Below are 22,534 nucleotides of genomic sequence, written 5' to 3'. Positions count from 1 at the left end.
CACCTTTCCGTTTCCTCTCCCGCAGGGAGAGGAAAAGACTCCTACTGACACGCCAGACATTCGTCATAGTCCGTCGTCTCGCCGATTTCGAACTTGGGCGCGTCGATCGTGTTGTCGGCCTCGACTCCGCCCGCGAAGCCCGCGCGCTGCACCGATTTCGAGCGGAGATAATAAAGCGACTTGATGCCCAGTTCCCAGGCGCGGAAGTGGAGCATCAGCAGGTCCCATTTCTCCACGTCGGCCGGGATGAACAGGTTGAGCGACTGCGCCTGATCGATGAAGGGCGCGCGGTCGGCGGCGAGTTCGAGCAGCCAGCGCTGGTCGATCTCGAAGCTGGTCTTGAACGCATCCTTCTCGTCCTGGCTCAGAAAGTCGAGATGCTGGACGGAACCGCCGCGCTCCAGGATGGAATTCCACACATTGGTCGAATCCTTCGCCTTGTCGCGCAGAATCTTCTCCAGATGGACATTCTTGACCGAGAAGCTGCCCGACAGCGTCTTGTGCGTATAGACGTTGGCCGGGATCGGCTCGATGCAGGCGGAGGTGCCGCCGCAGATGATGCTGATCGACGCGGTCGGCGCGATCGCCATCTTGCAGGAGAAACGCTCCATCACGCCCATGTCGGCGGCGTCGGGGCACGGGCCGCGCTCCTGCGCCAGCATCATCGACGCTTCGTTCACCTGGGCGTTGATATGCTTGAAGATGCGCATGTTCCACGACTTGGCCATTGCGCCCTCGAAGGGAATGGTGCGCGCCTGCAGGAAGCTGTGGAAGCCCATGACGCCCAGGCCCACGGAACGCTCGCGGCTGGCGCTGTATTTGGCGCGGGCCATCTCGTCCGGCGCGCGGTCGATAAAGTCCTGCAGGATATTGTCGAGGAAGCGCATGACATCCTCGATGAAGCTCTTGTCGCCATGCCACTCGTCCCATGTCTCCAGATTGAGGCTAGAGAGGCAGCAGACGGCGGTGCGGTCCTTGCCCAGATGGTCGCGGCCGGTGGGCAGGGTGATTTCCGCGCACAGGTTGGACGTCGAGACCTTGAGGCCCAGATCACGATGATGCTTGGGCATCATGCGGTTCACGGTGTCGTTGAAGATGATATAGGGTTCGCCGGTGGCGAGGCGGGTCTCGACCAGCTTCTGGAACAGGGCGCGCGCATCGACGGTGCTGCGAACACTGTTGTCCTTCGGGCTTTTCAGCTCCCATTCCTTGCCGTCGCGCACCGCCTCCATGAAGGCGTCGGTCAGCAGCACGCCATGGTGCAGGTTCAGCGCCTTGCGGTTGAAATCGCCCGAAGGTTTCCGGATTTCCAGGAACTCCTCAATCTCCGGGTGGGAGATGTCGAGATAGCAGGCGGCCGATCCGCGGCGCAGCGAACCCTGGCTGATCGCCAGCGTCAGGCTGTCCATCACGCGGACGAAGGGGATGATGCCGCTGGTCTTGCCGTTGAGGCCGACCGGCTCGCCAATGCCGCGCACGCTGCCCCAATAGGTGCCGATGCCGCCGCCGCGCGCCGCCAGCCACACATTCTCGTTCCAAGTGCCGACAATGTCCTCAAGGCTGTCGTCGACCGAGTTGAGGAAGCAACTGATCGGCAGGCCGCGGCCGGTGCCGCCGTTCGACAGCACGGGCGTCGAGGGCATGAACCACAGGCGCGAAACATAGTCGTAGATGCGCTGGGCATGCGCCTCATCATCGGCATAGGCGGCCGCGACGCGGGCAAAAAGATCCTGATAGGATTCGCCGGGCAGCAGATAGCGGTCGCGCAGCGTTTCCTTGCCGAAATCCGTCAGCAGCGCGTCGCGCGACGAATCGGTCGCGACCGCAAAGCGGCGGGCCTGCACGGCGTGCGAGGCGGGCTTTGCCGCAACCGGCTTCTCGGCAGCGGCGCTCTGGGCGGGCGCGGACGCCGCCTTTGCCGTTTCGCTGCGTTCCTCAATCATCGTTGCCACGTCGTGCGCACCTGTTTCCTGGCTGTCCCGAAAATCCATAATCGCCCCAAATGTTCACGTTCCGTTCGATTCGGTCAAGTGCTCCAAGGACGAACGTCCCTTGTAGCAGCTTTCCGGCGCTCAAGGCACCGGAAACGGGTGGCGCGACCCTCCCCTGCGGTCGATAATGCATGCCCCAGGGAAAGTGTCCCGAAGCTGTTAACCACAATTTGTAGAGTAACCCCCGTTATCCCGACACCACTGATAGTGCCACAGCGATGCGCCTATGCAAGAGGGTAAATGACAGACCCATGACTCGTCCTGCCGCTGATATGACTCGGTTCATGGCATGACAAGCACGTTCCACCGTCGCGACGCGCGGGTTTGCAACGGGTTTTTGAAAGGCAAGAGCGAGAGGCGAAAAGAAAAATAAATTTCTTACAAAATCATGCGACTAAGGTCTGAATCGAACGGCCCCACATCCCGCATGGGGGCCACGATAACCGTACATACAGCCAAAACCCATTGAGAAAGCGGGGGAAGGGCGAGATCGCGGTCCCATCCGCCGTAGAAGATGCTATCCCGCCACGGCGCGCGGCGACGCCCGCGACGGACAGGAGACGCATATGGCCGGCCTCACTCTTTTCTACCACCCCTTGTCCTCCTACTGCTGGAAGGTGCTGATCGCATTCTATGAGAATGGCACGGCCTTCACCCCCTATCAGGTGGATCATGACCGGCCGGAGAGCGGCGCGGCGTTGCGCGCGGCCTGGCCGATGGAGCGATTCCCGGTGCTGCGCGACGACAGCCATGACGTCACCCTGCCCGAATCAAGCGCGATCATAGAATATCTGTCCGTGCGCTATCCCGGCGGCTTCGCGGCGATCCCGGCCGGGTTCGATGACGCCATGGAGGCGCGGGTGATGGACCGGCTGTTCGACAATCATGTGATGACGGGCATGCAGACGGTCGTTTTCAACAGTCTGCGCCCAGAGGACGCCAAGGATGAGTATGGCGCGGATCAGGCGCGGGCGATGCTGCGCAAGACCTACGCCATGCTGGAGGAGCGGATCGCCGGGCGGACATGGGCGGCGGGGGAGGCGTTCACGCTGGCCGACTGCGCGGCCATGCCGTCGCTGTGGTATGCGGACAAGGTGGCGCCGTTCCGCGGCGACCATCCGGTGCTGGCGGCCTATCTGGACCGGCTGGAGGCGCGGCCGTCAGTGCAGCGCGTATTGAAGGAAGCCGAACCCTATTTTGCTTTATTCCCTGGATAACAAGCTGCCATTGATCATTATCATAACATGCCACAATGGTAGATAATTTCAGACAGGCATAATTGCTTTCTCCAGCTCCGCGATCTTCTCGCTGCACACGGCATGGACGACGCGGCCAAGTTCCTCGACCTGTGTACCAAGCCAGCTGAGCTCCTCCTCACTGACGCGGTAATGTTTGGAGTAGCGGGCCTTCACATAAGCGTCCTTCAGTTTCTCGAACATCGCCCGCTCCTTGCGATTGTCCGAGGGCCAGACATGGACCAGCCGCCGATCAATCCGCTCCGCCTGCGTCCGCAGGAAGGCGAGGTTGTGCACATGCGGAGTATAGAAGGTGCAGACCAGAAGAACGCAGTGGTAGAGGCGTTCGGCAGCTTGGTGCATCAAAAATGCTGCTAATTTTCGGTCGCCATCCTCAATCGCGTATCCGGCATTGCGCATAAATCCGCCAGCACTAGGAAACCACTCCTCAAAATATTCCCTGGCTATGGCGAGGGCCTGATCGGGGGTCTTGGGCTTGGGGGTGTGGAGTTCACTGTCATTGGCCTGATAGAGGGCGATGCCGTCACGGGCCACGTCCATGAAGAAGTAGCGCCCATGCGCCAGACCGTCATTCACCTCCTGCAGACTGTGCACGATGAAGTTCACTGGCGTGCGCAGCGTGCCCGTGATCGCCCGCTCCCGGTTCAGACGCTCTTCCGCACGCGACCAATAAGCTACCCGGTCCGTCAGCTCCTTGCCGCTCACAATGATCAGCAGATCAAAGTCCGACTGATAGCCCTTGGCGGTATGCGGCTCATCCACCCAGCCGCCTCGCGCATAGGAGCCGTACAAAATGATCTTGCCGATACGCCCCAGCCGCTTGCGGCCGGTCGCCCCCGCCAGCGCATCGCCAAACTCCTCGAACAGGATCTGCACAACACGCTCAAGCTCCCGCACCTTGGCTGCCGGTAAATGATCAAGGTCGCTGCGCATCTCTCCTCATCCCTAACCCTTCCAACCCTCTCATGGCGAGAGCTCACAGCCAATAATCAAACCGCTTTGGGCAAATCTCTCAGCTTGCTTCCCAAGGTTATCAGGAACCGGGGCACGAACGGCACCTTCATGCTGGTTAAATCACGAGGCTAACGATTTAGGTGCACAGTCCATCTGACCTGCACGTCCACAAATGCTCAACTGGTATGCTGGTCCAGATTGTCGTTTGCCAAAATTAAAGTCATGCAAGATGTCGCGTCAGTGAAGGCGAAGATACATTTTGCGACAATTTTCCGCTGCGATGACACAAACTGACGACAACAGCCCTGCATAACCGCATTCATGGAAGGCGCCCCAACGCCTTTCTCTTATGAAAGATTATGAGGGTTGAGATGATGAAGAAGCTGATGATTTCCGCTGCGCTTGGCGCGATGCTGGTTGCCGGTGGCGTTGCCGCCGCCCAGAACGCAGCGCCCGCCCCCGGCGCGATGCCGCGCCACGGACTGCCCGGCGACGCCAATGGCGACGGCAAGGTCACCAAGGCGGAGCTGACCGCTTCCCTGCAAGAAAGGTTCGCGAAGATGGACCTGAACGGCGACGGGAAGATCACCAAGGAAGAACGCGACCAGCTTCGCGAGAAGCGGTTCGACGATCGCTTTGCGAAGATGGACGCCGACCATAATGGCCAGATCAGCAAGGACGAGATGAAGGTGGCGCATGAAGCGCGTGGCGAACGCCGCGGCGGGCAGGATGGTCCGGGCAAGCGCCATCATGGGCGGATGGGCATGAAGGGCGGCGGCATGATGGGCGCCGACAAGGATGGCGTCATCACCCGCGAAGCCTTCATGGCGCGCCCGCTGGCGATGTTCGAAAAGGCCGACGCCAACAAGGACGGCACCGTGACCGCAGAGGAAGCCAAGGCCGCCTGGGCGCAGTTCGGCAAGGGACGCGGGCCTGGCAAGTGGGGTGAGGGCAAGTGGGGCCGTGGCGGTCCCGGCGGGCCGCAGGGCGATACGCCCCCGCCTCCGCCGAGCAAATAAGCCCGGCGCAGGAGCCTGACATAGAGGGAAGCGCGGATGCCGATGGGCGTTCGCGCTTCCAACGCCATCAAAAGACTGACAAGTTGAGCGCCATGACCGATCGCCCCCACCTCCTCCTCGTCGATGATGAACGCTCCATCAGGGAGCCGCTCGCGCAATATCTGCAACGCAACGGGTTTCGCGTGACGGCGGTCGAAAATGCCGCCGAGGCGCGCACGCGGCTTGCCGCCAATGCGATCGACCTGGTGATCCTGGACATCATGATGCCGGGTGAGGACGGCCTAAGCCTCTGCCGCCACATCCGCGAGACGGGCGACATTCCGGTGATCCTGCTGACCGCGAAGTCGGAGGAGACCGACCGGATCGTCGGGCTGGAAATGGGCGCGGACGATTATGTGCTGAAACCCTTCTCGCCACGTGAACTGGTGGCGCGGATCAAGGTGATCTTCCGCCGCGTCGCCACCGGCGGCCAGCGCGTGACCGCGCCGGACGGGGCAAGCTATGCCTTTGCCGGGTGGGTGCTGAAAAGCCAGGAGCGGACATTGGTCGACAAGGATGGCGTTTCGCTGCCGCTGTCCACCGCCGAATATAATCTGATGCTCGCCTTCGCCACGCGCCCCAATCAGGTGCTGAGCCGCGACCAGTTGCTCGACATCACCCAGGGACGGGAGGCGAATGCGTTCGACCGCGCGATCGACAACCAGATCAGCCGGCTGCGCAAGAAGATAGAGATCGATCCGAAAAACCCGGCCCTCATCAAGACGGTGTGGGGCGGCGGCTATACGCTGTCGGCCGAGGTCCGCAAGCTGTGAAGGCGCTGTTGCGGCGGTTCCTGCCCCATAGTCTGGCCGGGCAGATCATCCTGCTGGTCGCCGTGGCGCTGCTGGTCGCGCAGATGATCAGCTTCTCCATGATCTATCGCGAGCGGCAGCGGCAGATATTGACCGGAGCGGCCGCCCCCGCCGTGGTCCGCATCGTCGATGCGCTGGACCGGTCGGCGGCCGGGCAGGACATACCCTCGCGCGTTACCTTCTCCGCCAGCAAGCCCGTGCTGACGGGCGAAAGGCGGCCGGATATCGAGCGCCGCGCCGCCGACATGCTGGCCGATTTCCAGGAGCCTGCGCTGCAGGTGATCGCCATTGCCGACGATGTGCCGATGCGCGCCAACCGCTGGCGGGCGTTGCGCGAACGCGCGCATGGCGACCATGATCACGACCGGCGGGGACGGCGCGACAAGCGGCTGACCATGGCGGTTGAATATCAGGCTGGGAAATGGGTCAGCGTCCAGTCCCGGCTCGATTCCGATCCGCCGCGTTTCGGCGGCTGGCTGATCGCGCAGACGATCATCCTCTATGTCATCGTGCTGTTGCCGCTGGCGTGGATCGGCAGGCGGCTGGCGCGGCCATTGAAGGACCTGACCGGATCGGCGCAGCAATTCGCCGCCAGTGGCTCAGCCGATCCCGTAGAGGAGCGCGGGCCGGGCGACGTGCGCGAACTCACCACCGCCTTCAACGCCATGCGCGCGCGCATCTTCGCGATGCTGGACGAGAAGGACCGGATGCTGGGCGCGATTGGCCATGATTTGCGCACGCCGCTGGCCTCGCTGCGGGTGCGGACCGAGTCTGTCGAGGATGAGGGCGAACGCGCCCGCATGTCCGAGACGATCGAGGAAATGAACCGGATGCTGGACGACATATTGGCGCTGGCGCGGGCCGGGCGCAGCATGGAGCAGGTGCAGAAGGTCGACCTGTCCGCGCTGGCCGACGCCGTGGTCGAGGATTTCCTGGAGCTTGGCGAACCGGTCGGCCTGATCGAGGGCGAGCGGGTGATCGGATCGGTCCGGCCGCAGCTCATCCGCCGGGCACTGCGCAACCTGATCGAGAACGCAATCAAATATGGCGACCGCGCGCATGTGACGGTGGTCGCCGAGGACGGGCGGTTACGCATCGCCGTGCGGGACGAGGGACCGGGCATCGCCGAGGACCGGATGGAGGAGATGATGCAGCCCTTCACCCGCATGGAAAGCTCCCGCAATCGCGAGACGGGCGGGGCCGGGCTGGGATTGGCGCTGGTGCGGGCGATCATGGCCGAACATGGCGGAACATTGCGCCTCGCCAATCGGCCGGACGGCGGGCTGGAGGCGAGCTTGATCCTGCCGGTGTGAGAGGCGGCGTAATGTCCCCTTTGGTGGGGGTGTTGAATTGCGGATGTCCTGCATGGGTGGTTTGCGGAATGGCAGCTTAGCGCCGATCAAGCATTAAAGCTGCCGGCGAGATCGCAAATACCAAGAACCATTCCAAAGGGCGATGGCGCAGGTCCAAGCTACACCAACACACCACACTCCTGCGCCAACCATCAATATTGCAACGACTGGTGGACGGAGGGCGAAATCCATCCATAATTGTCCGGAAATCATCAGAACCGGGCAAGACATATAACAAAGTGCGGCAGTTTTTGCGGTCCTGCGTAGCCCGGTAGATTTGCCTCTAGACAGACTTCCAACCACAAATACGATGATTGCAATTAATACGACGCAGACGCTTAGCCAGAGCGTGCCTGCTACCGAAAGGCCGAGAAAAACGAGTCCCCAAGACAGGACAACGGCTCCGATAAATCTAGCTGCGCTCATATTGTGGAAATGTCTTGTTTGAGATGATCAGACAAGCCCATCAAACAGACATAAATGGTTGCTTGCTGCTAGACCGCTTCAGTTGGCCACAGGCCGTGGCGCGTCCCAAGGTCCTTCCACGCATCTCTGATGCTTGCAGAGCCCGCTCTCGATGATATGCTCCCGAACAAAGGCGATCCGGCCCGATGGAGCTTGGGTTCAAATTCGACCCACAAACGGCCAGCACCTTTGGGCATCGCTGCATACTGCTGAAGGTAACGATCAAATTCAGCGTCATCGAGCTTTTGGCCGTTCCATTCGATGTCCCCGGCACGCCTTACTTGCACAAGATAGCCATCACGAAAACCGGTGGAATTATCAATCGGAATGCGCGCGCCACGTTCGTCGCAGGCGGTCAGTGCCAACACGATCGAGCATATGAGGATGATCCGCATCGCTCCATCTTATGACCACGGAAGCATGCCGCTATCAAGAACGTATGCGCCAGCCCGGAATGTCCCCTTCTAGCCCCTAGCCGTCATCGCGCCGTTACCCCCGGTACAAGGCCGGGGCGGCGGCTGCGATCATTCTTCCTTGGGTTTCGGCTTGGGCTTCTGCCCGCCAACCTTGCCGCTGCGTGACACGTCGGCGGCGTTGATCGGCACGGCGCCCGCGGGCAGGCCGGTATTGCCCATGTCGGCCGCGATCGCCTCCCGCCGGATGACGTTGATGGGATTGTCGCGTTCGCGGATCGCCGCCGCGATCTGCGCCTGCGATGCGCTGTGCGCCACCGTGTCGGAGTCCGGCGTCTCGGTCTGGCCCTTGCTCCAGGCGAGGATGATCGACATGCGGCGGTTGCGCGGGTCGTAGATGTCGCCATTGGCAAAGGGTTCGCGGTCGGCGACCCCCTCAATCTTGGCGAAGCGATCGCCGCCGACGCCCGCATCGCTCAGCGCCTTGCGCGTCGCCTCGGCGCGGGCGGATGACAGCATCCAGTTGTTCATCGTCTGACCCGCCGCATAGGGCAGGCCATCGGTATGGCCGCGCACGATGACGTCATTGGGCACGCCCTGAATGACCTTCGACACCTCGCCGATCAGCGCGCGCGCCTGCGGCACCAGCCGGTCGGTCGCCATTGCGAACATCGAGAAGTTCGCCTGATCGACCAGATCGATGCGCAGCCCTTCGCGTGTTTCGGTGAAGCGCACATTCTTCAGCATCTGGCTCAGCGCCTTGTTGGCGGCCATGCGCTTCTCAAGCTCTTTCTTGATCTTCTCAAACTTGGTGCGGTCGCGGTCCTTCATATCCTTGCCGCCGACATCCTTGGTGCCGGTGGCGTCGCGCGGGATGGTGATGGCCAGGTTGCCCTGACCGCCCGTGGTCGGATAATTTTCCTTCCCCGTAACGCTGTCGCCGCCCATCAGCCCGTTCGACCCGGCGCTGTCCGCCTTGGTCGTGATCAGGGTGGGGGTGAAATAGTCGGCGAGGCCCTTGCGCTGCTTCTCCGTGGTCGCGCCGAGCAGCCACATCAGCAGGAAGAAGGCCATCATCGCCGTCACGAAGTCGGCATAGGCGACCTTCCATGCGCCGCCATGATGGCCGCCATGTCCCTCGACAATGATCTTCTTGACGATGATCGGACGCGGTTCAGGCTCATTGGCCCCCCGCTTCTTGCTGTCCCCCGCCATGGCTTACTTGCCCCGCATGCCGTCGAACACTTCGGCGAAACCGGGCTGGTTGGCGTGGCTGAGGCCGGAGCGCGCGGCTTCGATCACCAGCGGCTGCGGGTGGCCGTGGAGCGACGCGATGATGATCTGCTTGACGACATGGTAGATCGCGCCGTCCGCCTCGATCACCGAGCGGCAACGGTTGGCGAAAGGATTGACCATGCCATAGGCGAGCAGAATGCCGAGGAAGGTGCCGACCAGCGCCGAACCGATCATCGCGCCCAGAATTTCTGGCGGCTTGTCGATCGAGCCCATGGTCTTGACCACGCCCAGAACCGCCGCGACGATGCCCAGCGCGGGAAGCGCGTCGGCCAGGCCCTGCAGATTGTCGGCGGGTTTGATCGCCTCATGATGGTGGGTCTTGAGCGCATTATCCATCACTTCCTCGACCGCGTGCGGGTCCAGCGTGCCGGACGACACGACGACCAGCCGCAGCGTGTCGCAGATCAGGTGGATGAGCGTGCTGTCCTTCAGCAGGCGCGGATATTCGCTGAACACGGTCGAGGTCTTGGGATCCTCGATATGGGGTTCGAGCGCGACCGGGCCTTCGACGCGGAGCATCTTCATCAGCTTGCTGACGAGGAAGATGCAGTCGAGGAAATCCTGCTTTTTGTAGGCGGGGCCTTTAAAGACCTTGCCGAAGCCGCCGCCAAGCGCCTTCAGGTCGGAACCGCTGTTGCCGATGATGAGTGCGCCGACGGCCGCGCCGCCGATGATCAGCATTTCGTGCGGAAGGGCGTGCAGAACCGGTTCGAGGTCGCCGCCGGTGAAGGCGAACCCGCCGAACACCATGACGATCAGAACGACTAGGCCGATAGCTGCAAACATTAAGGATCCCCGCGAAAATCTGGTCCGGGTGGCGCCGCTGGAGCAGCGGCTTCCACCCTTTCTAATAACGACTTGGTTAGCGCGGGGTTTAGGCTAAGAAGTTTTTTCGCTGCATTATTCCAAGATATTGGAAAAAGGCGGAAAAATCAGCTTATCAGATCGAACAGGCTCTGCCGGTTGATTCGCGCGAAGGCGGCTTGGGCGGCCTCCAGCGTCAGCAGCTTGTTCTGCAGCTTGGTGATCGTCTCGGTCAGGTCGGTATCCTCAAGATTGCCGCGCCGTTCCGTCAGGTTCAGGTCAACATTCTTCAGCCGGTCCGTGACCTGCTCCAGCCGTTCGCTGCGCACGCCCTGAAGCGATTGCTGTCCGATGATATGGTCGATCGCGATGTTGAGGCCGGTCAGGCCATCGTCGCTGGACGTGGCGGTGCCGGCCTGCACGGCGGCGATCGCTGCGCCCATGATGTCGTCGATCGACATCGGCGTGCCGCCGACATTGATGCCCTCGGAAACAGCCTGGCGCGTGCCCACCGTCTCGACATCCAGGCCGCGCCCGACAGGAACCGCGACCGATGTGGTGTCGTCAAAAACGGGAAGGCCCTGATAGTCCTTCTCCGTCAGCAGATCATTGATGCTCTTGCGCAGGCCCTCCAGGCTGGTCACGGTGGACGCCTTGCCCGCTTCATCGAGCGTCGAGGTGGATGCCGCGATATACAGCTCGCGCGCGCGCGCCATCAGATTGTTGATCTCGTCCAGATTGGATTCCGCCTTGTCCGAGCGGGTCTGCGCATATTTGACGTTGGCGGTCCAGGCGGCCTGCTGCGCCTGGGCCTGCGCGACCTGCGACACCTGAACCCAGGCGCGGGGGTCCTGCGAAGGCGTGATCAGCTTCTTGCCGCTCGAAATGGCGGCCTGATCGGAGGAAATGCTGCGGGCGAGCAGTTGCTGGCGCCGGATTTCATCGAGCATCGACTGTTGCGTGATGGCGACCATGAAACGGCGTCCTTCTTACAATATCTGCATGATGGCGTCGAAGGTCTCGCGCGCCACCTGGATGATTTTCGCGCAGCCCGAATAGGCCTGCTGGATGCGCAGCAAGTCCGCCGCCTCCATGTCCAGATCGACGCCGCTGACATTCTCGCGCGCCTGGCGCGCCTGCGTGTCGCGGGTTTCGGCCGCCGTCTGCTCCGCCTTGGTGCCGGCGAGCAGGTTGGCGTTGGCGGCGACCAGCGCGGTCCAGCCTGCCTCGACGCCGCCGGTGCCCCGGATGCTGGAGATATTGTTGAGATTGCCGTTCAGCGTGCCGTCCGACGATTTGGTCGCGAGGTCGGCGATGTTCGTGATGACCTTGGTCAAGTCGGCGGCGGTCGTGCCCGACACAAGCGGGCCGCCAGCGGCATTGGCGTTGGTCAGGCCCTGCGAATGCCAGGTGTTGATGTCGGTCGTGAACTGCGCTGCCAGAGCATCGAGGCTGGCCAGCCGCTGCGAGGCGACGGTCGCGCTCTGGAACAGGCCGCCCAGCGATCCGCTGGCGGGCGCGGTGGTCGCGGCGCCGCCCAGCGAAAGGGACAGGGTGCCGTCCGTGGCGGCGGTGACGTCAAAGGTCGTCACATCCTTGCCCTGAACAACCTGCGTGCCGTTATAGCTGATCTGCGCGGTGCCGCTGGCGCCGAAAGCGATGTTCACGTCCAGCTTGCTGGTGATCTGGCTGAGCGCCTGGTCGCGGCTGTCGAGCAACTGCGCCTGATTGGCGGTGCCGGGCTGCGAGCGCAGCAGGTTCGCATTGATGCGGCCAAGCTCCTCCAGCGCGCTGTTGAGGCCGGATACCGCCGCCTGCGCATTGGAGGTGATCGCGGTCTGAACGCCTTCCAGATCGTGCGCGCTCTGGTTGAACGCGGTCACCACCTGCTCAATGCCGAACAGGACATTGGTGCGCAGCGACGGATCGGTGGGATTGGCGGCGAGCTGCGTCACTGCGCCATACATGCCGGAAAGCTGTTGCCCGACGCCGAGCGTGTCGTCGTTGAGCGCGGTTTCGATGTCGGTCTGGAACTGCAGGCGCTGATTGGCGCTGGCGAGCGCCTGCCCGGTCATGCGGGCGGCGGCGTCCAGATAGGGGTCGTTGGCGCGGTTGACGCTCTGCACCTCTACGCCGCCAAAGGCGACCTGAGATTTGTAGAGAACCATCGACGAGGAGGACAAGGCGGACTCGCGAGTCGTCACCGTGCGGCGGCTGTAGCCCGCGGTGCTGGCGTTCGCGATATTCTCCGAAATCGCGCCCATCGCGGCGCGATAGGCCCGGGTGCCCGAAGCGCCGATCTGGAAAAGGTCAGAACTCATGCCTTGGCCTCACCGGTTGCAGCGGCGTCCGTCTGCGGCGCGGCCGAGGCGATCCTGCCCTCCAACTGCTTGATAAGAAGTGAAGCAATGCCGAAGCCATGACCGTTTTCGGCCATCGCATCGGCTGTACGGGCATCCGCCATGTCGCGAAACTGCTGGGTGGCGCTGGAATCGCCAAGGCCCTCGTCAAGGCTGGCCGAGCGCATGGCGCCGATCATCTGGCGCATGAACACCGCCTCGAACGCCTTGGCCGCCTTTTGCAGGTCTTCCCTGGCCTTCGCGCCGGTCGGGCCGGACAGGGGATTGAGGGTAGTCGAGGAAATCTGCATCACAATACCACCAGTTCAGCCTTCATCGCGCCCGCCTGCTTCATCGCCTCCAGGATCGCGACGAGGTCCGCCGGCGATGCTCCGATTGCGTTGATAGCCTTGACTATATCGGCCAGAGACGCCCCACCTTTAAAATTGATCATCGGTTTTTTCTCCTGCTCGACCGAAATGGAGCTGGAGGGTTCGATGGCGGTCTGACCCTGGGAGAAGGGCGCGGGCTGCACGACGCGGGGGGATTCGCTGACCGTGACGGTCAGTTTCCCGTGCGCGACGGCGGCAGGGGCGATGCGGACCGCGCCGTTGATGACGACGGTGCCGGTGCGGGCGTTGACGATCACCTTGGCGGCGGCGTCGGCGGGCTGAACCTCGATATTCTCGATCATGCCCATCATGGTGATGCGCTGTTCCGCGCCCGGATCGGCATTGATGACGATCGATACGGCGTCCTGCGCATGGGCGCGGCGATCGCCAAAGGCGCGGTTGATGCCGTCGGCGACGCGCAACGCGGTGGTGAGGTCGGCCTCGGCGAGATTGAAGGTCAGGGTCGGCGCAGTGTCGAAGCCGGTGGCGACGGCCTGCTCGACCGTGGCGCCGCCCGGAATGCGTCCGGCGGAGGGGACGTTCACCGAAACCTGGCTGCCGTCCGCGCCCGAAACGCCAAGGCCGCCGACAGCAAGGCTGCCCTGCGACATGGCGTAGATCTGGCCGTCGGCGCCGCGCAGGGGCGTCATGACCAGCGTGCCGCCGCGCAGGCTCTTGGCCTTGCCCAGCGCCGAGACAGTGACGTCGAGGAGCTGGCCGGGCTTGGCGAAGGCGGGCAGGTCGGCGGTGACGAGCACGGCTGCGGCGTTCTTCAGCGCCGGGTTCACGCCCTGCGGAAGGTTGAGGCCGAAGCGCGAGACGACGCCCTTCATGCCCTGCGTCGAATAGTCGAGGCTGTCATCGCCCGTGCCCGCAAGGCCGACGACGATGCCGTAACCGACGAGCTGGTTGGGGCGGACGCCCTGGAACGCGCCCAGGTCCTTGATGCGTTCGGCATGCGCGACCGAGGCGAAGCCAAGCGACGCCAGCAACATCGCCAGCACGCCGACCAGGAGGACGGGCGCGCGCGAAAGAGAGAAGGTGCGGTTCATAATGCGTGCTCGTCCCGTCAGAAGGGGCTGATTCTGGTGAAGAAGCGCTGCAGCCAGCCCTGGCTGCTGGCGCGGGCGATCTCGCCCTTGCCGCTATAGGTGATCTTGGCGTCGGCGACGCGCGTGGAGGGCACGCGGTTGTCGGGCGAGATGTCCGCCGGGCGCACGATGCCGGTGATCTGGATGAATTCGTCGCCGCGATTGAGCGTCAGCGCCTTCTGGCCCCGGACGAGCAGGTTGCCGTTCGGGAAAACCTGCGCGATCGTGACGGTGATTTCACCGGTCAGCGCGTTCGACTGGGTGGCGGCGCCCTTGCCGGTGAAGGCGTTCGATCCGCTGGAGCCGACATCGCTGGAATTGACGATTTTCGACAGCGGGCCGGTGCTGGGCGGCGTCAGCGAGATGCTGCCGTCGCGCGAGGTGTTGGCGCTGTTGCTCTTCGTCGCCTGCGTCCGTTCGACCAGCGTGATGGTGATCACATCGCCGATCATCGCGGCGCGGCCGCCGCTGGTCAGCGGGGAGAAGCCCTGCGACACCTGAAAGATCGAACCGTTCGCCTGCGGCTGCGCGACGGGCGGTGGCGCATAGGTGGCGGTGTAGTCGATCTGCGGCTTTTTCTTCGCGTCGGCTGCGCTCGCGCCAAGCACGCCGGCAAATGCCAGCGCGCCTGCGAGGATCAGCGAATGACGGGCGATGTGCATCATTATGGTTCTCAGTCCCGGCCGTTAGAGCTGCTGGTTGACGTATTGGAGCATTTCGTCGGTCGCCTTGATCATCTTGGAATTGACCTCATAGGCGCGCTGGGTCTCGATCATGTCGACCAGCTCCTCGACGACATTGACGTTCGATCCTTCGAGCGCGCCCTGACGGACGCTGCCGCGGCCATCGAGACCGGCGACGCCGACCTGCGGCGCGCCGGAGGCGGCGGTTTCGGACAGCAGGTTGCCGCCGATCGACTGAAGCCCGGCCGGATTGACGAAACGCGCGGTCTCGATCTGGCCAAGCTGGGTCGCCTCGGCCTGACCGGGGACCATGGCGGACACGGAGCCGTCATTGCCGATGGTGATCGACGTCGCGCCTTCCGGGACTTGGATCTGCGGGATCAGCGGCAGGCCGTCGGAGCTGACGATCGTGCCCTCCGCCGTCAGGCTGAAATTGCCCGCGCGGGTATAGCCGATCGTGCCGTCCGGCTTCTGAAGCTGGAAATAGCCCGCGCCCTCAATGGCGAGGTCGAGCGAGTTGCCGGTGGTGTTCAGCGTGCCCTGCGTATCGGTGCGGCTGGTGCCCTGAAGCGAGACGCCCGAACCCAGCGCAAGGCCGGTCGCATATTTGTTCTCGCTGTCCGAATTCGCGCCCGCGGCGATCATCTGCTGATAGGCGAGCGTTTCGAAATCGGCGCGGTCGCGCTTGAACCCCGTGGTGTTCACGTTCGCCAGGTTGTTGGCGATGACGCGCATCTTTGTGTTCTGGGCGTCCAGGCCCGTGCGGGCGACATGAAGTGCGGCGTTGGTCATGGCTTGGTTCCTTCTTGTCCTCAGCTATCCAGGCGCATCAGGCTGGCGCCGCCGTCGTCGATTTCCTTGGCGGTGTTGATCATCTTGATCTGGGTTTCCCACGACCGGCTGGCCTCGATCATCTGCACCAGCGCCTGCGTGGCGTTGACGTTCGATCCCTCGATCGCGCCGCCCGTGACGGAACCCAGCGGGTCCTGCGGCAGTGCGCCGCCATTGGTTTCGCGGAACAGATTGTCGGCGCCCTTGGCGATCGACGAACCCTTCGGGCTGACGATCTTAAGTCCGTCGACCCGCTGCGGCTGCGCGGAATCGCCGCCCTGCGGGATGATCCAGATGCCGCCGTCATTGCCGATCGACAGGCTGTCATAAGGCGGCAGGGTGATCGGACCGCCCTCACCGATGACGGCATAGCCGTCGCCGGTGGTGAGCAGCCCGCTGTCATTGACCTTCAGGTCGCCACGGCGCGTATATGCCTCGTCGCCCTCCGGTCCCTGAACGGTGAGTAAGCCATCCCCGTTCACGGCCACGTCGAGCGGATTGCCGGTCTGCGTCACCGCGCCCTGACCCATGTCCGCGCCCAGCACCTGTTCGGCCTGCTGCGCGCGGGTGTTGTAGGTCTCGCCGTTCAGCCACTGCGACGTGGCGTTGGCGATTTCGGCGCGAAAGCCGACGGTGTTGGCGTTCGCCAGATTGTTGGCGATCGCCGTCTGCCGCGCCATCGCCCCGCGCATCGCGGTGAGAGCCGTGTTGACAAGCCGGTCCATAGGTCAGTCCTGCGCCTTATGCGTCTAGATCAGGTACGGATCTGGACGACGGTCTGGGTGATGTTCGAGGCGGTCTCGATCGCCTTGGCGTTCGCCTGGAAATTGCGCTGCGCGTTGATCAGCGCGACCAGTTCCTCGGTAATGTCGACGTTGGAGCGCTCAAGGCTGCCGGAGCGGACCGAACCGAAGGACCCCTGATTGCCCGAACCATATTGCGCGTCGCCTGACTGCAGCGTGGCCGCCCAGTGCGCGTCGCCCTTCTGACGCAGGCTGTCCTGGCTGGCGAAAGTCGCCATGGCGATGTTGCCGAGCGGCGTGGTGGTGCCGTCAGCCCAAGTCGCAGAGATCAAGCCGGTTTCCGAAACCGCGAGGCTGGAAAGCTGCACGTCAGGATCGGTCGGCGCCGCCTTGGGCTTGAGAAGCGGAACGACCAGATCAGAAAGATCAGATGCAGCGTTGCCGGTGATCTCGCCCGTGGTCGCATCGACCGGCAAGACCTGCAGATGCGCGCCGGTGGTGTCGACGACATTACGATCCTCGGTGATCGAGAAGGCACCGTTGCGGGTATAACTGACCGCGCCGTTCGTGCCCGCGCCCTTAACAGTGAAGAAGCCTTCGCCGGTGATCGCGACGTCCAGCGTCTTGTCGGTGCTCTCAACGGTGCCCTGCGTGAACTGCTGCTGGATGCCGATGGTGCGGGTACCCTGACCAGATACCTGCGTCGTCGTCTGCATCGGCGCGGCCGAGAAGATGTCGCCGAAATTGGCGCGGCTCTTTTTGAAGCCCGTCGAGTTCACGTTCGCGACGTTGTTCGCGATCGTGGACAGGTCGGTCTGGGCGGCCTTGAGGCCCGAGAGCGAGATATAGAAGGACATGCGCTTACTCCTTGGTCAATTCAGATGTCAGCCGAGCCGGATGGCGTCGGTGGGTTTGTAGGTTCCCAGCGGGGTGATGAGCGAAGACGAGCTGCCGTCTGCGGGCGACTGCACGGCGGCGATGGTGGCCCAGGTGGCGACGGCGGTCGGCGATGCGCCGTTCACCTTCACCTGTAGGGCCTGGGTGCCGACGGTGTTGCCCGCGTCATCCTTGCCATCCCAGTAGAAGTTGACTTCACCGGCCTTCTGCGCGCCGAGATCGAGCGTCTTAACGACATTGCCGCTGCCGTCCTGAAGCTGAACCGTCACATTGTCGGCGTCCGCGGGCAGTTCGAGCACGCCGGCATATTGCCCGGCGGCGTCGGGGGCCGCGATGTTGCTCTTGACCAGCATCGACTTGCCGATCCAACTCGCCGCGTCGCCAAGGCGCGTGCCCGAAAGCTGCTCCTTGATGCCGGCCAGCGTCTGGTTCATCTCGGCGATGCCGGTCGAATTGGTGATCGTCGCCATCTGGGTGACCATCTGACTGTTGTCCATCGGCTGGAACGGGTCCTGCGTCTGCATCTGCGTGGTCAGCAGGCGCAGGAAATCGGCCTGGCCCATTTCCGACTTGCCGGTGCCGACAGTCTTTGTGGAATTATAGGTTGTGAGGCCGGCGGCATCAGTGGCTGCTACGGTCATTTGCCCATCCTTATCGTATCGAGCATGAGGGACTTGGCGGTCTGGACGACCTGCACATTGTTCTGGTACATTCGGGCGGTTTCCAGCATGTCAACAAGTTCGGCGCTGCTATCGACCGCGGCCTCGAACACATCGCCATTGGCGTCGGCCAGCGGATGGTTCGGGTCGTGGCGCTTCACGGGCTTCGCGTCAGTGGTGACCACGGACTCCACCTTGACGGTGGAGACGCCAGGGCTTTCGGTGACCGAGCGGAACACCGGCTTGATCGCGCGATAGGCTTCCTTCTCCGTGCCGGTGACATTGCCCGCATTCGCCATGTTGGACGCGGTGGCGTTCAGGCGGACGAGCTGCGCGGACATCGCGCGGCCGGCGATGTCAAATACGTTCATGGGGCGATCCACACCGGCCATGCCTTATTCTCCCTTCAGCGCGCGCGAGATCGTGTTGATCCGGCCTTCAAGGAAGGACAGGGTCGTGCGATACTTCACGGCGTTTTCGGCAAAGAGGTTCTGTTCGGTCGACAGTTCGACCGTGTTGCCGTCGAGGCTGGGCTGCAGCGGGATGCGATAGCCCATCGTGTCCTTGGCGGCCTGGGCAGCGCTGTCATTCTTCTGCGTCGCCTCTTTGAGCGCCGCGTCGAAATCAATGTCCCGCGCCTTGTATCCAGGCGTGGAAGCGTTGGCGATGTTGGACGCAAGCAGGTCCAGCCGCTGCGACCGCAGCGCCAGCGCCTTTCCGTGCACTCCAAACAGGCTGTCTTCCAAAGCCACGATTTTTTTCCTTCAACCCTCTAAAAGTTTGGCGTCCCGTGCCGTTCTTCCCATTGCGGATCGTTCGGGCGGGATATCCTGTCAGATACGTGCAAAGGGCGTGCCAATTTTGTCCGGCAACGGCGAAAGGGGCGTCCAAGCAAGGGTTTCCGCGGGTTTGGGACTGCAGGGCGGCAGGAGCGGCAATTTTTTGCCGGTCTGCGGCAATTCCCTGCCGTTTTGCCGGTTGCCGGTGCGAAAGGGGCGTCAATGCTGGGAATTCTGGGCCATTTGATCGATCCGGCGACGCTTTCGCTGATCGTCGGCGCTGCCTTGGGCCTGGCTTTCCTGCAAAATGGCGCGCGCTCCTTCGGCAGCGCGATGGCGGCGCTCGGCCCGCTGTTCACCGCCAAGCCGGAACGGGATCGCGATGCGTCCCGCGCGGCCATGCTGCAGGTCGATCATCTCGCCAATCTGCGCGGTCTGGCCTGCACGGACCGGGTAAAGACCGCCGATCCCTTCCTGGCGACGGCCGTGCGCAAGCTTGCCAATTGCGAACGCGTCGAGCAGTTCGAAAGCTGGGCGGACCAGGAAATTTCCGATCGCGAACAACGGCATAGCGCAGCGCGCGCCGTGTGGGTGTCCGTCGCCGACGCCGCCCCCGCGCTGGGCATGGCGGGCACGATCATCGGCCTGATCGGCATGTTCACGGCGATGAACGACCCGGCGGCCATCGGCCCGCATATGGCGGTCGCGCTGCTGACGACGCTGTATGGCGTCATCCTCGCCAATCTGGTCGCCGCGCCCATCGCCGCGCGCCTCGCGGACATTTCTGCGCGGGAAATCGCCTGGCAGCGTGAGCTTGCCCACGGCATGATGGTCATCGCCCGCCGCGAAAATGCGCCGGTGCGCCGCGCCGCCATCCGGGAAGTCGCATAATGGGCGACCGCCGCGCGCGGTTGGCCGTCAGCTTCGCCGACCTCTGCCTCCTCCTCCTCGGCTTTTTCGTGCTGCTGCAGGCCAGCGGCGACCGTAGCAAGGCGGTGCTGCAGGGCGTTGGCGAGCAGTTCGGCGCAACCTATGCCGCCCCCAAGACCGACCTTGCGCAATGGCGCGCCGCCGACCTGTTCGAGCCGGGCGAGGCCGTGCTGACGGCGGCCGGAAACGCGCGGATTTTCAAGGCTGGCCAACATTTTGCGAAGGGCGAGGGCAAGGTCGAGCTGACATCCGTCGGGCAGGACAGAAACGGGCAGAACGGGGCGATCCGCCGCTTCGACGCCTGGGATCTCGCCGCGGCGCGGCTGGGCGCGGTGGCGCGGACGCTGAAATCGGCGGGGGTGCCCGACCGGAAACTTATCATCCGCGGCCTCGATCAGGCGGCGGGCGAAGGCAAGGGACAAATTATTCGCCTGGGGTTCAGCCCGGCTGCGAGCCAGTGATTGGAGGATATGGCACGGGATTTGCTTAATTGTTCGTGATGAACCGTTTCGCAGACCACCGGAGACCAACCGTGCGCAAAATTTTCTCGTGCCTCCTGCTCATTGCCGCCATGTCGGCCGCGCATGCCGCCCCGGCGCAGGCGCAGCAGAAATTCGAGAATCTCGACCGGGTAGACAGCATCGTCGCCATGACGGTCGGGGCGAATATCGGCGAACCCGGCGGCCCTGTCGCCCCTGTCGATCGCCGGTTGCGGCTGGCCGCCTGCCCCCAGACGCCCAGCGTCGAGGGGCCGGTTTTCGGCGCGGCCGTGGTGAAGTGCGATGCCATTGGATGGCGGATTCGCGTGCCTTTGGCCCCTGGCGGCGCCAATGCGGTGGCCCCCCGGATGGCGGCGCGCGCGGTTGCCGCGCCCGTATCGCGGGAGGTTGTGGTGAAGCGCGGAGACCCTGTGCAACTGGTCGCCGGCGGATCGGCCTTCAGCATTTCGCGGGCGATGATCGCGGACGAGGATGGCGCTCCGGGACAGATGATCCGGGTGCGGGAAGACAAGAAAGCGGCCCCGGTTATTGCGCAGGTCGTAGAAATGGGGATTGTCCGCGCACCGGGATTTAAGGAATATTGAACGAAGCCGTTATAAGGTACGCGGGACGAAAGAAGGAATGCCAAGATGATCAACTCCGTCGGTCAGACGATCAGCTCCGCCCTTGAGGCGTCGAAGCTGCGCGAGAGCGGCAAGGCCCGCCCGGCCGCGACCGTTTCCAACGCCACCATCAGCGAGACCGCAAGCGCTTCGGCCAGCCCGGTTGCGCGCATGGCGGCGGAAGGCGCGCCGGTCGATATGGACCGCGTTGCCGCGATCAAGGCGGCGATTGCTTCGGGCAATTACCCGGTCGATGCCCAGCGCATCGCCGAGCGCATGATTGCCCTCGACCTGCCTTCGTCGAACTGAGACCGATGAGCGCCCCGACTCTCGACCTGCTGCACGACGCTTTCGTCGCCCTGCGCGAAGCGCTTGACGGCGACGATATCGCCAAGGTCGATCGCGCGACGGCGCGCGTCCAGGACGCCGTGACGAAGGTCCGGGCGGTGGGCGCATGGCATGACGAGCCGGGTGTTCGCACCCGTCTGGCGTCGATCGCCCCCCTGATGGAAGCGGCCCGCATCCGCACCAGCGTATTGGCCGACCAGACCCGCCAGCAGATCGCCATGCTGGCCGAACGCGGCGCGACCGCAGCGCCGCTGACGTACAAGCGGTAAACCGGAAAGCCTTTCGCAAGAGATGCGTTTGAAAAGGGGCCGCGAAAGCGGCCTTTTTTGTTGGAATTTCTGATTGCCGTTCGTGCTGAGCCTGTCGAAGCACTGCCTTTTCTTCAAAGACGTGCAGCCCTTCGACAAGCTCAGGGCGAACGGTTTTCTTTTTGCTCGACACTTTAGGTGCTTCGAAAACTGGCACGGCTCTTGCTTAATTATCCCTGGTACCATTTGGGGATAATCGATGACCGCCTTTGCAGGCACGTCAGTTTCTAGCGTTTCGCGGCAGGACCGTGTGACCAACGCCATTGCGATGGCCAGCCGTCGCACGGGCGTCGACTTCGGCTATCTGCTGGGTCAGGCCAAGATCGAGAGCAGCCTGAACCCGACCGCGAAAGCGGCGACATCTTCGGCCACCGGCCTTTACCAGTTTATCGACCAGAGCTGGCTGGCGGTCGTCAACGATCATGGCAGCGAATATGGGCTGGGCTGGGCCGCCGATGCTATCCAGCGCGGTCAGAACGGGCGCTATTATGTGTCCGACCCGGATTTGCGGCAGCAGATCATGGACCTGCGCAAGCATCCCGAGACCGCATCGGTGATGGCGGCCGAGCATGCCGCCGACAATAAAAATTATCTGGAGCAGAAGCTGGGCCGCGAGGCGGAGCCGGCTGACCTCTATCTGGCGCATTTCCTGGGCGTGGGCGGCGCATCGAAATTCCTGGCGGCGAACGACCGCGCGCCGAACGCCACCGCCGCGTCGCTGTTCCCGGCCGCCGCGCGCGCCAACCGGTCGATCTTCTACGACCGGCAGGGCAATCCGCGCAGCTTTGCCGACATTCGCGAGAATTTCGCCAACAAGCTGGAGCGCGGCGCCGCATCCGTGACCGGTAAGGCCGTGCCCATGCAGGCCGACTGGTCGCTGCCCGCGGGCAGCAAGACCGTGCAGCCTTCGGACTATGTCCGGATCGAGACCGAGCGCCTCGCCCAGTCCACCGGCATCGACACCATGAAGCCGCAGCCTGACACGGCCCGGCTCGCCTATCTCATGCTCGCCACCTTCGGAAGGTAATGCC

The 22,534-nt window shown here is 63.4% G+C and carries 26 protein-coding genes; 10 read left to right on the top strand and 16 right to left on the bottom strand.

Annotated features, from left to right (window positions below):
• Positions 1-41 precede the first annotated feature (41 nt).
• Positions 42-1,943: a ribonucleoside-diphosphate reductase subunit alpha gene (locus KFK14_RS23475; protein ID WP_425516697.1), complete on the bottom strand. Its 1,902-nt coding sequence runs from the start codon at positions 1,941-1,943 to the stop codon at positions 42-44.
• 614 nt (positions 1,944-2,557) lie between these two features.
• Between KFK14_RS23475 and KFK14_RS23470 the strand changes: the two genes are divergently transcribed.
• The gene (locus KFK14_RS23470; RefSeq protein ID WP_212609349.1) at positions 2,558-3,208 is read left to right on the top strand and encodes a glutathione S-transferase family protein; all 651 of its coding nucleotides are present in this window, start codon (positions 2,558-2,560) and stop codon (positions 3,206-3,208) included.
• Positions 3,209-3,256: 48 nt separating this feature from the next.
• Here KFK14_RS23470 and KFK14_RS23465 read toward each other — a convergent pair whose 3' ends face one another.
• The gene (locus KFK14_RS23465; protein WP_212609348.1) at positions 3,257-4,180 is read right to left on the bottom strand and encodes a HEPN domain-containing protein; all 924 of its coding nucleotides are present in this window, start codon (positions 4,178-4,180) and stop codon (positions 3,257-3,259) included.
• Positions 4,181-4,572: 392 nt separating this feature from the next.
• Between KFK14_RS23465 and KFK14_RS23460 the strand changes: the two genes are divergently transcribed.
• The 3 genes from KFK14_RS23460 to KFK14_RS23450 all read left to right on the top strand — a co-directional run bounded on the left by KFK14_RS23460 (position 4,573) and on the right by KFK14_RS23450 (position 7,384).
• On the top strand, positions 4,573-5,220 hold the full coding sequence (locus KFK14_RS23460) for an EF-hand domain-containing protein (protein ID WP_212609347.1): 648 nt from the start codon (positions 4,573-4,575) through the stop codon (positions 5,218-5,220).
• Between the two features lie 92 nt (positions 5,221-5,312).
• On the top strand, positions 5,313-6,032 hold the full coding sequence (locus KFK14_RS23455; RefSeq protein WP_070156362.1) for a response regulator: 720 nt from the start codon (positions 5,313-5,315) through the stop codon (positions 6,030-6,032).
• Complete coding sequence (locus KFK14_RS23450; protein ID WP_425516643.1) at positions 6,029-7,384, top strand: sensor histidine kinase; 1,356 nt, start codon at positions 6,029-6,031, stop codon at positions 7,382-7,384. The genes KFK14_RS23455 and KFK14_RS23450 overlap by 4 nt, the downstream gene beginning before the upstream one ends.
• A 533-nt stretch (positions 7,385-7,917) precedes the next feature.
• Here KFK14_RS23450 and KFK14_RS23445 read toward each other — a convergent pair.
• The 14 genes from KFK14_RS23445 to flgB form a co-directional block, all read right to left on the bottom strand.
• Positions 7,918-8,283: a hypothetical protein gene (locus tag KFK14_RS23445; protein WP_212609346.1), complete on the bottom strand. Its 366-nt coding sequence runs from the start codon at positions 8,281-8,283 to the stop codon at positions 7,918-7,920.
• 129 nt (positions 8,284-8,412) lie between these two features.
• Complete coding sequence (locus KFK14_RS23440; RefSeq protein ID WP_083276918.1) at positions 8,413-9,516, bottom strand: flagellar motor protein MotB; 1,104 nt, start codon at positions 9,514-9,516, stop codon at positions 8,413-8,415.
• Between the two features lie 3 nt (positions 9,517-9,519).
• The gene (gene motA / locus KFK14_RS23435) at positions 9,520-10,383 is read right to left on the bottom strand and encodes a flagellar motor stator protein MotA (protein WP_070156364.1); all 864 of its coding nucleotides are present in this window, start codon (positions 10,381-10,383) and stop codon (positions 9,520-9,522) included.
• A gap of 146 nt (positions 10,384-10,529) precedes the next feature.
• A complete protein-coding gene (locus KFK14_RS23430; RefSeq protein WP_070156365.1) occupies positions 10,530-11,375 on the bottom strand; it encodes a flagellin in 846 nt (281 codons plus the stop codon).
• Positions 11,376-11,390: 15 nt separating this feature from the next.
• Positions 11,391-12,722, bottom strand: coding sequence for a flagellar hook-associated protein FlgK (flgK, locus tag KFK14_RS23425; protein WP_212609345.1), 1,332 nt, complete (start codon positions 12,720-12,722; stop codon positions 11,391-11,393).
• Complete coding sequence (locus tag KFK14_RS23420; RefSeq protein WP_212611279.1) at positions 12,719-13,051, bottom strand: rod-binding protein; 333 nt, start codon at positions 13,049-13,051, stop codon at positions 12,719-12,721. Before KFK14_RS23420 ends, flgK begins: the two co-directional genes overlap by 4 nt.
• Positions 13,051-14,127 (bottom strand): flagellar basal body P-ring protein FlgI, encoded by a 1,077-nt coding sequence (locus tag KFK14_RS23415; RefSeq protein WP_246525085.1) that lies wholly within the window; start codon positions 14,125-14,127, stop codon positions 13,051-13,053. The genes KFK14_RS23420 and KFK14_RS23415 overlap by 1 nt, the downstream gene beginning before the upstream one ends.
• 74 nt (positions 14,128-14,201) lie before the next feature.
• Positions 14,202-14,888 carry a flagellar basal body L-ring protein FlgH gene (locus KFK14_RS23410; protein WP_246524764.1) on the bottom strand — a complete coding sequence of 229 codons (687 nt, stop codon included), beginning with the start codon at positions 14,886-14,888 and terminating at the stop codon, positions 14,202-14,204.
• 21 nt (positions 14,889-14,909) lie between these two features.
• Positions 14,910-15,698: a flagellar basal-body rod protein FlgG gene (gene flgG, locus KFK14_RS23405; protein WP_212609343.1), complete on the bottom strand. Its 789-nt coding sequence runs from the start codon at positions 15,696-15,698 to the stop codon at positions 14,910-14,912.
• A gap of 20 nt (positions 15,699-15,718) precedes the next feature.
• On the bottom strand, positions 15,719-16,462 hold the full coding sequence (gene flgF, locus KFK14_RS23400; RefSeq protein WP_212609342.1) for a flagellar basal-body rod protein FlgF: 744 nt from the start codon (positions 16,460-16,462) through the stop codon (positions 15,719-15,721).
• A gap of 29 nt (positions 16,463-16,491) precedes the next feature.
• Positions 16,492-17,337, bottom strand: a complete 846-nt coding sequence (locus KFK14_RS23395) for a flagellar hook-basal body complex protein (RefSeq protein ID WP_212609341.1) — start codon at positions 17,335-17,337, stop codon at positions 16,492-16,494.
• Between the two features lie 27 nt (positions 17,338-17,364).
• Positions 17,365-18,018 carry a flagellar hook assembly protein FlgD gene (locus KFK14_RS23390; protein ID WP_212609340.1) on the bottom strand — a complete coding sequence of 218 codons (654 nt, stop codon included), beginning with the start codon at positions 18,016-18,018 and terminating at the stop codon, positions 17,365-17,367.
• Positions 18,015-18,407 (bottom strand): flagellar basal body rod protein FlgC, encoded by a 393-nt coding sequence (flgC, locus tag KFK14_RS23385; RefSeq protein WP_246524762.1) that lies wholly within the window; start codon positions 18,405-18,407, stop codon positions 18,015-18,017. Before flgC ends, KFK14_RS23390 begins: the two co-directional genes overlap by 4 nt.
• A 24-nt stretch (positions 18,408-18,431) precedes the next feature.
• Positions 18,432-18,788, bottom strand: a complete 357-nt coding sequence (gene flgB / locus KFK14_RS23380; RefSeq protein ID WP_070156398.1) for a flagellar basal body rod protein FlgB — start codon at positions 18,786-18,788, stop codon at positions 18,432-18,434.
• Between the two features lie 249 nt (positions 18,789-19,037).
• On the opposite strand from flgB, the gene KFK14_RS23375 reads away from it, so the two are divergent.
• The 6 genes from KFK14_RS23375 to KFK14_RS23350 all read left to right on the top strand — a co-directional run bounded on the left by KFK14_RS23375 (position 19,038) and on the right by KFK14_RS23350 (position 22,530).
• On the top strand, positions 19,038-19,706 hold the full coding sequence (locus KFK14_RS23375) for a motility protein A (RefSeq protein ID WP_070156374.1): 669 nt from the start codon (positions 19,038-19,040) through the stop codon (positions 19,704-19,706).
• On the top strand, positions 19,706-20,206 hold the full coding sequence (locus KFK14_RS23370; protein WP_212609338.1) for a flagellar motor protein: 501 nt from the start codon (positions 19,706-19,708) through the stop codon (positions 20,204-20,206). Before KFK14_RS23375 ends, KFK14_RS23370 begins: the two co-directional genes overlap by 1 nt.
• Positions 20,207-20,316: 110 nt before the next feature.
• Entirely contained in the window at positions 20,317-20,829 is a 513-nt protein-coding gene (locus KFK14_RS23365; protein ID WP_246525084.1) for a flagella basal body P-ring formation protein FlgA, read from the top strand.
• A 45-nt stretch (positions 20,830-20,874) separates the two neighbouring features.
• A complete protein-coding gene (gene flgM, locus KFK14_RS23360) occupies positions 20,875-21,156 on the top strand; it encodes a flagellar biosynthesis anti-sigma factor FlgM (RefSeq protein WP_212609336.1) in 282 nt (93 codons plus the stop codon).
• Between the two features lie 5 nt (positions 21,157-21,161).
• Entirely contained in the window at positions 21,162-21,464 is a 303-nt protein-coding gene (locus KFK14_RS23355; protein ID WP_212609335.1) for a hypothetical protein, read from the top strand.
• A 238-nt stretch (positions 21,465-21,702) separates the two neighbouring features.
• The gene (locus tag KFK14_RS23350; RefSeq protein ID WP_212609334.1) at positions 21,703-22,530 is read left to right on the top strand and encodes a lysozyme family protein; all 828 of its coding nucleotides are present in this window, start codon (positions 21,703-21,705) and stop codon (positions 22,528-22,530) included.
• The last annotated feature ends 4 nt before the right edge of the window (positions 22,531-22,534 follow it).

Origin of the sequence: Sphingobium phenoxybenzoativorans (assembly GCF_018286635.1) — a bacterium.
GTDB lineage: Bacteria > Pseudomonadota > Alphaproteobacteria > Sphingomonadales > Sphingomonadaceae > Sphingobium > Sphingobium phenoxybenzoativorans.
The sequence above is the reverse complement of the archived record's forward strand: the minus strand, read 5'-3'. Positions and strand labels throughout refer to the sequence as shown.

Bases quoted from the DNA above. Each gene is read 5' to 3' on its own strand.
- KFK14_RS23390 (WP_212609340.1), bottom strand. From the start codon at position 18,018: ATGACCGTAGCAGCCACTGATGCCGCCGGCCTCACAACCTATAATTCC.
- flgK (WP_212609345.1), bottom strand. From the start codon at position 12,722: ATGAGTTCTGACCTTTTCCAGATCGGCGCTTCGGGCACCCGGGCCTAT.
- KFK14_RS23440 (WP_083276918.1), bottom strand. From the start codon at position 9,516: ATGGCGGGGGACAGCAAGAAGCGGGGGGCCAATGAGCCTGAACCGCGT.
- KFK14_RS23350 (WP_212609334.1), top strand. From the start codon at position 21,703: ATGACCGCCTTTGCAGGCACGTCAGTTTCTAGCGTTTCGCGGCAGGAC.
- motA (WP_070156364.1), bottom strand. From the start codon at position 10,383: ATGTTTGCAGCTATCGGCCTAGTCGTTCTGATCGTCATGGTGTTCGGC.
- KFK14_RS23370 (WP_212609338.1), top strand. From the start codon at position 19,706: ATGGGCGACCGCCGCGCGCGGTTGGCCGTCAGCTTCGCCGACCTCTGC.
- KFK14_RS23355 (WP_212609335.1), top strand. From the start codon at position 21,162: ATGAGCGCCCCGACTCTCGACCTGCTGCACGACGCTTTCGTCGCCCTG.
- KFK14_RS23375 (WP_070156374.1), top strand. From the start codon at position 19,038: ATGCTGGGAATTCTGGGCCATTTGATCGATCCGGCGACGCTTTCGCTG.
- KFK14_RS23395 (WP_212609341.1), bottom strand. From the start codon at position 17,337: ATGTCCTTCTATATCTCGCTCTCGGGCCTCAAGGCCGCCCAGACCGAC.
- KFK14_RS23415 (WP_246525085.1), bottom strand. From the start codon at position 14,127: ATGTTGCTGGCGTCGCTTGGCTTCGCCTCGGTCGCGCATGCCGAACGC.
- KFK14_RS23455 (WP_070156362.1), top strand. From the start codon at position 5,313: ATGACCGATCGCCCCCACCTCCTCCTCGTCGATGATGAACGCTCCATC.
- flgG (WP_212609343.1), bottom strand. From the start codon at position 15,698: ATGACCAACGCCGCACTTCATGTCGCCCGCACGGGCCTGGACGCCCAG.
- KFK14_RS23465 (WP_212609348.1), bottom strand. From the start codon at position 4,180: ATGCGCAGCGACCTTGATCATTTACCGGCAGCCAAGGTGCGGGAGCTT.
- KFK14_RS23470 (WP_212609349.1), top strand. From the start codon at position 2,558: ATGGCCGGCCTCACTCTTTTCTACCACCCCTTGTCCTCCTACTGCTGG.
- KFK14_RS23430 (WP_070156365.1), bottom strand. From the start codon at position 11,375: ATGGTCGCCATCACGCAACAGTCGATGCTCGATGAAATCCGGCGCCAG.
- KFK14_RS23410 (WP_246524764.1), bottom strand. From the start codon at position 14,888: ATGATGCACATCGCCCGTCATTCGCTGATCCTCGCAGGCGCGCTGGCA.
- flgC (WP_246524762.1), bottom strand. From the start codon at position 18,407: ATGAACGTATTTGACATCGCCGGCCGCGCGATGTCCGCGCAGCTCGTC.
- KFK14_RS23460 (WP_212609347.1), top strand. From the start codon at position 4,573: ATGATGAAGAAGCTGATGATTTCCGCTGCGCTTGGCGCGATGCTGGTT.
- KFK14_RS23445 (WP_212609346.1), bottom strand. From the start codon at position 8,283: ATGCGGATCATCCTCATATGCTCGATCGTGTTGGCACTGACCGCCTGC.
- KFK14_RS23475 (WP_425516697.1), bottom strand. From the start codon at position 1,943: ATGATTGAGGAACGCAGCGAAACGGCAAAGGCGGCGTCCGCGCCCGCC.
- KFK14_RS23365 (WP_246525084.1), top strand. From the start codon at position 20,317: ATGTCGGCCGCGCATGCCGCCCCGGCGCAGGCGCAGCAGAAATTCGAG.
- KFK14_RS23420 (WP_212611279.1), bottom strand. From the start codon at position 13,051: ATGCAGATTTCCTCGACTACCCTCAATCCCCTGTCCGGCCCGACCGGC.
- flgM (WP_212609336.1), top strand. From the start codon at position 20,875: ATGATCAACTCCGTCGGTCAGACGATCAGCTCCGCCCTTGAGGCGTCG.
- flgF (WP_212609342.1), bottom strand. From the start codon at position 16,462: ATGGACCGGCTTGTCAACACGGCTCTCACCGCGATGCGCGGGGCGATG.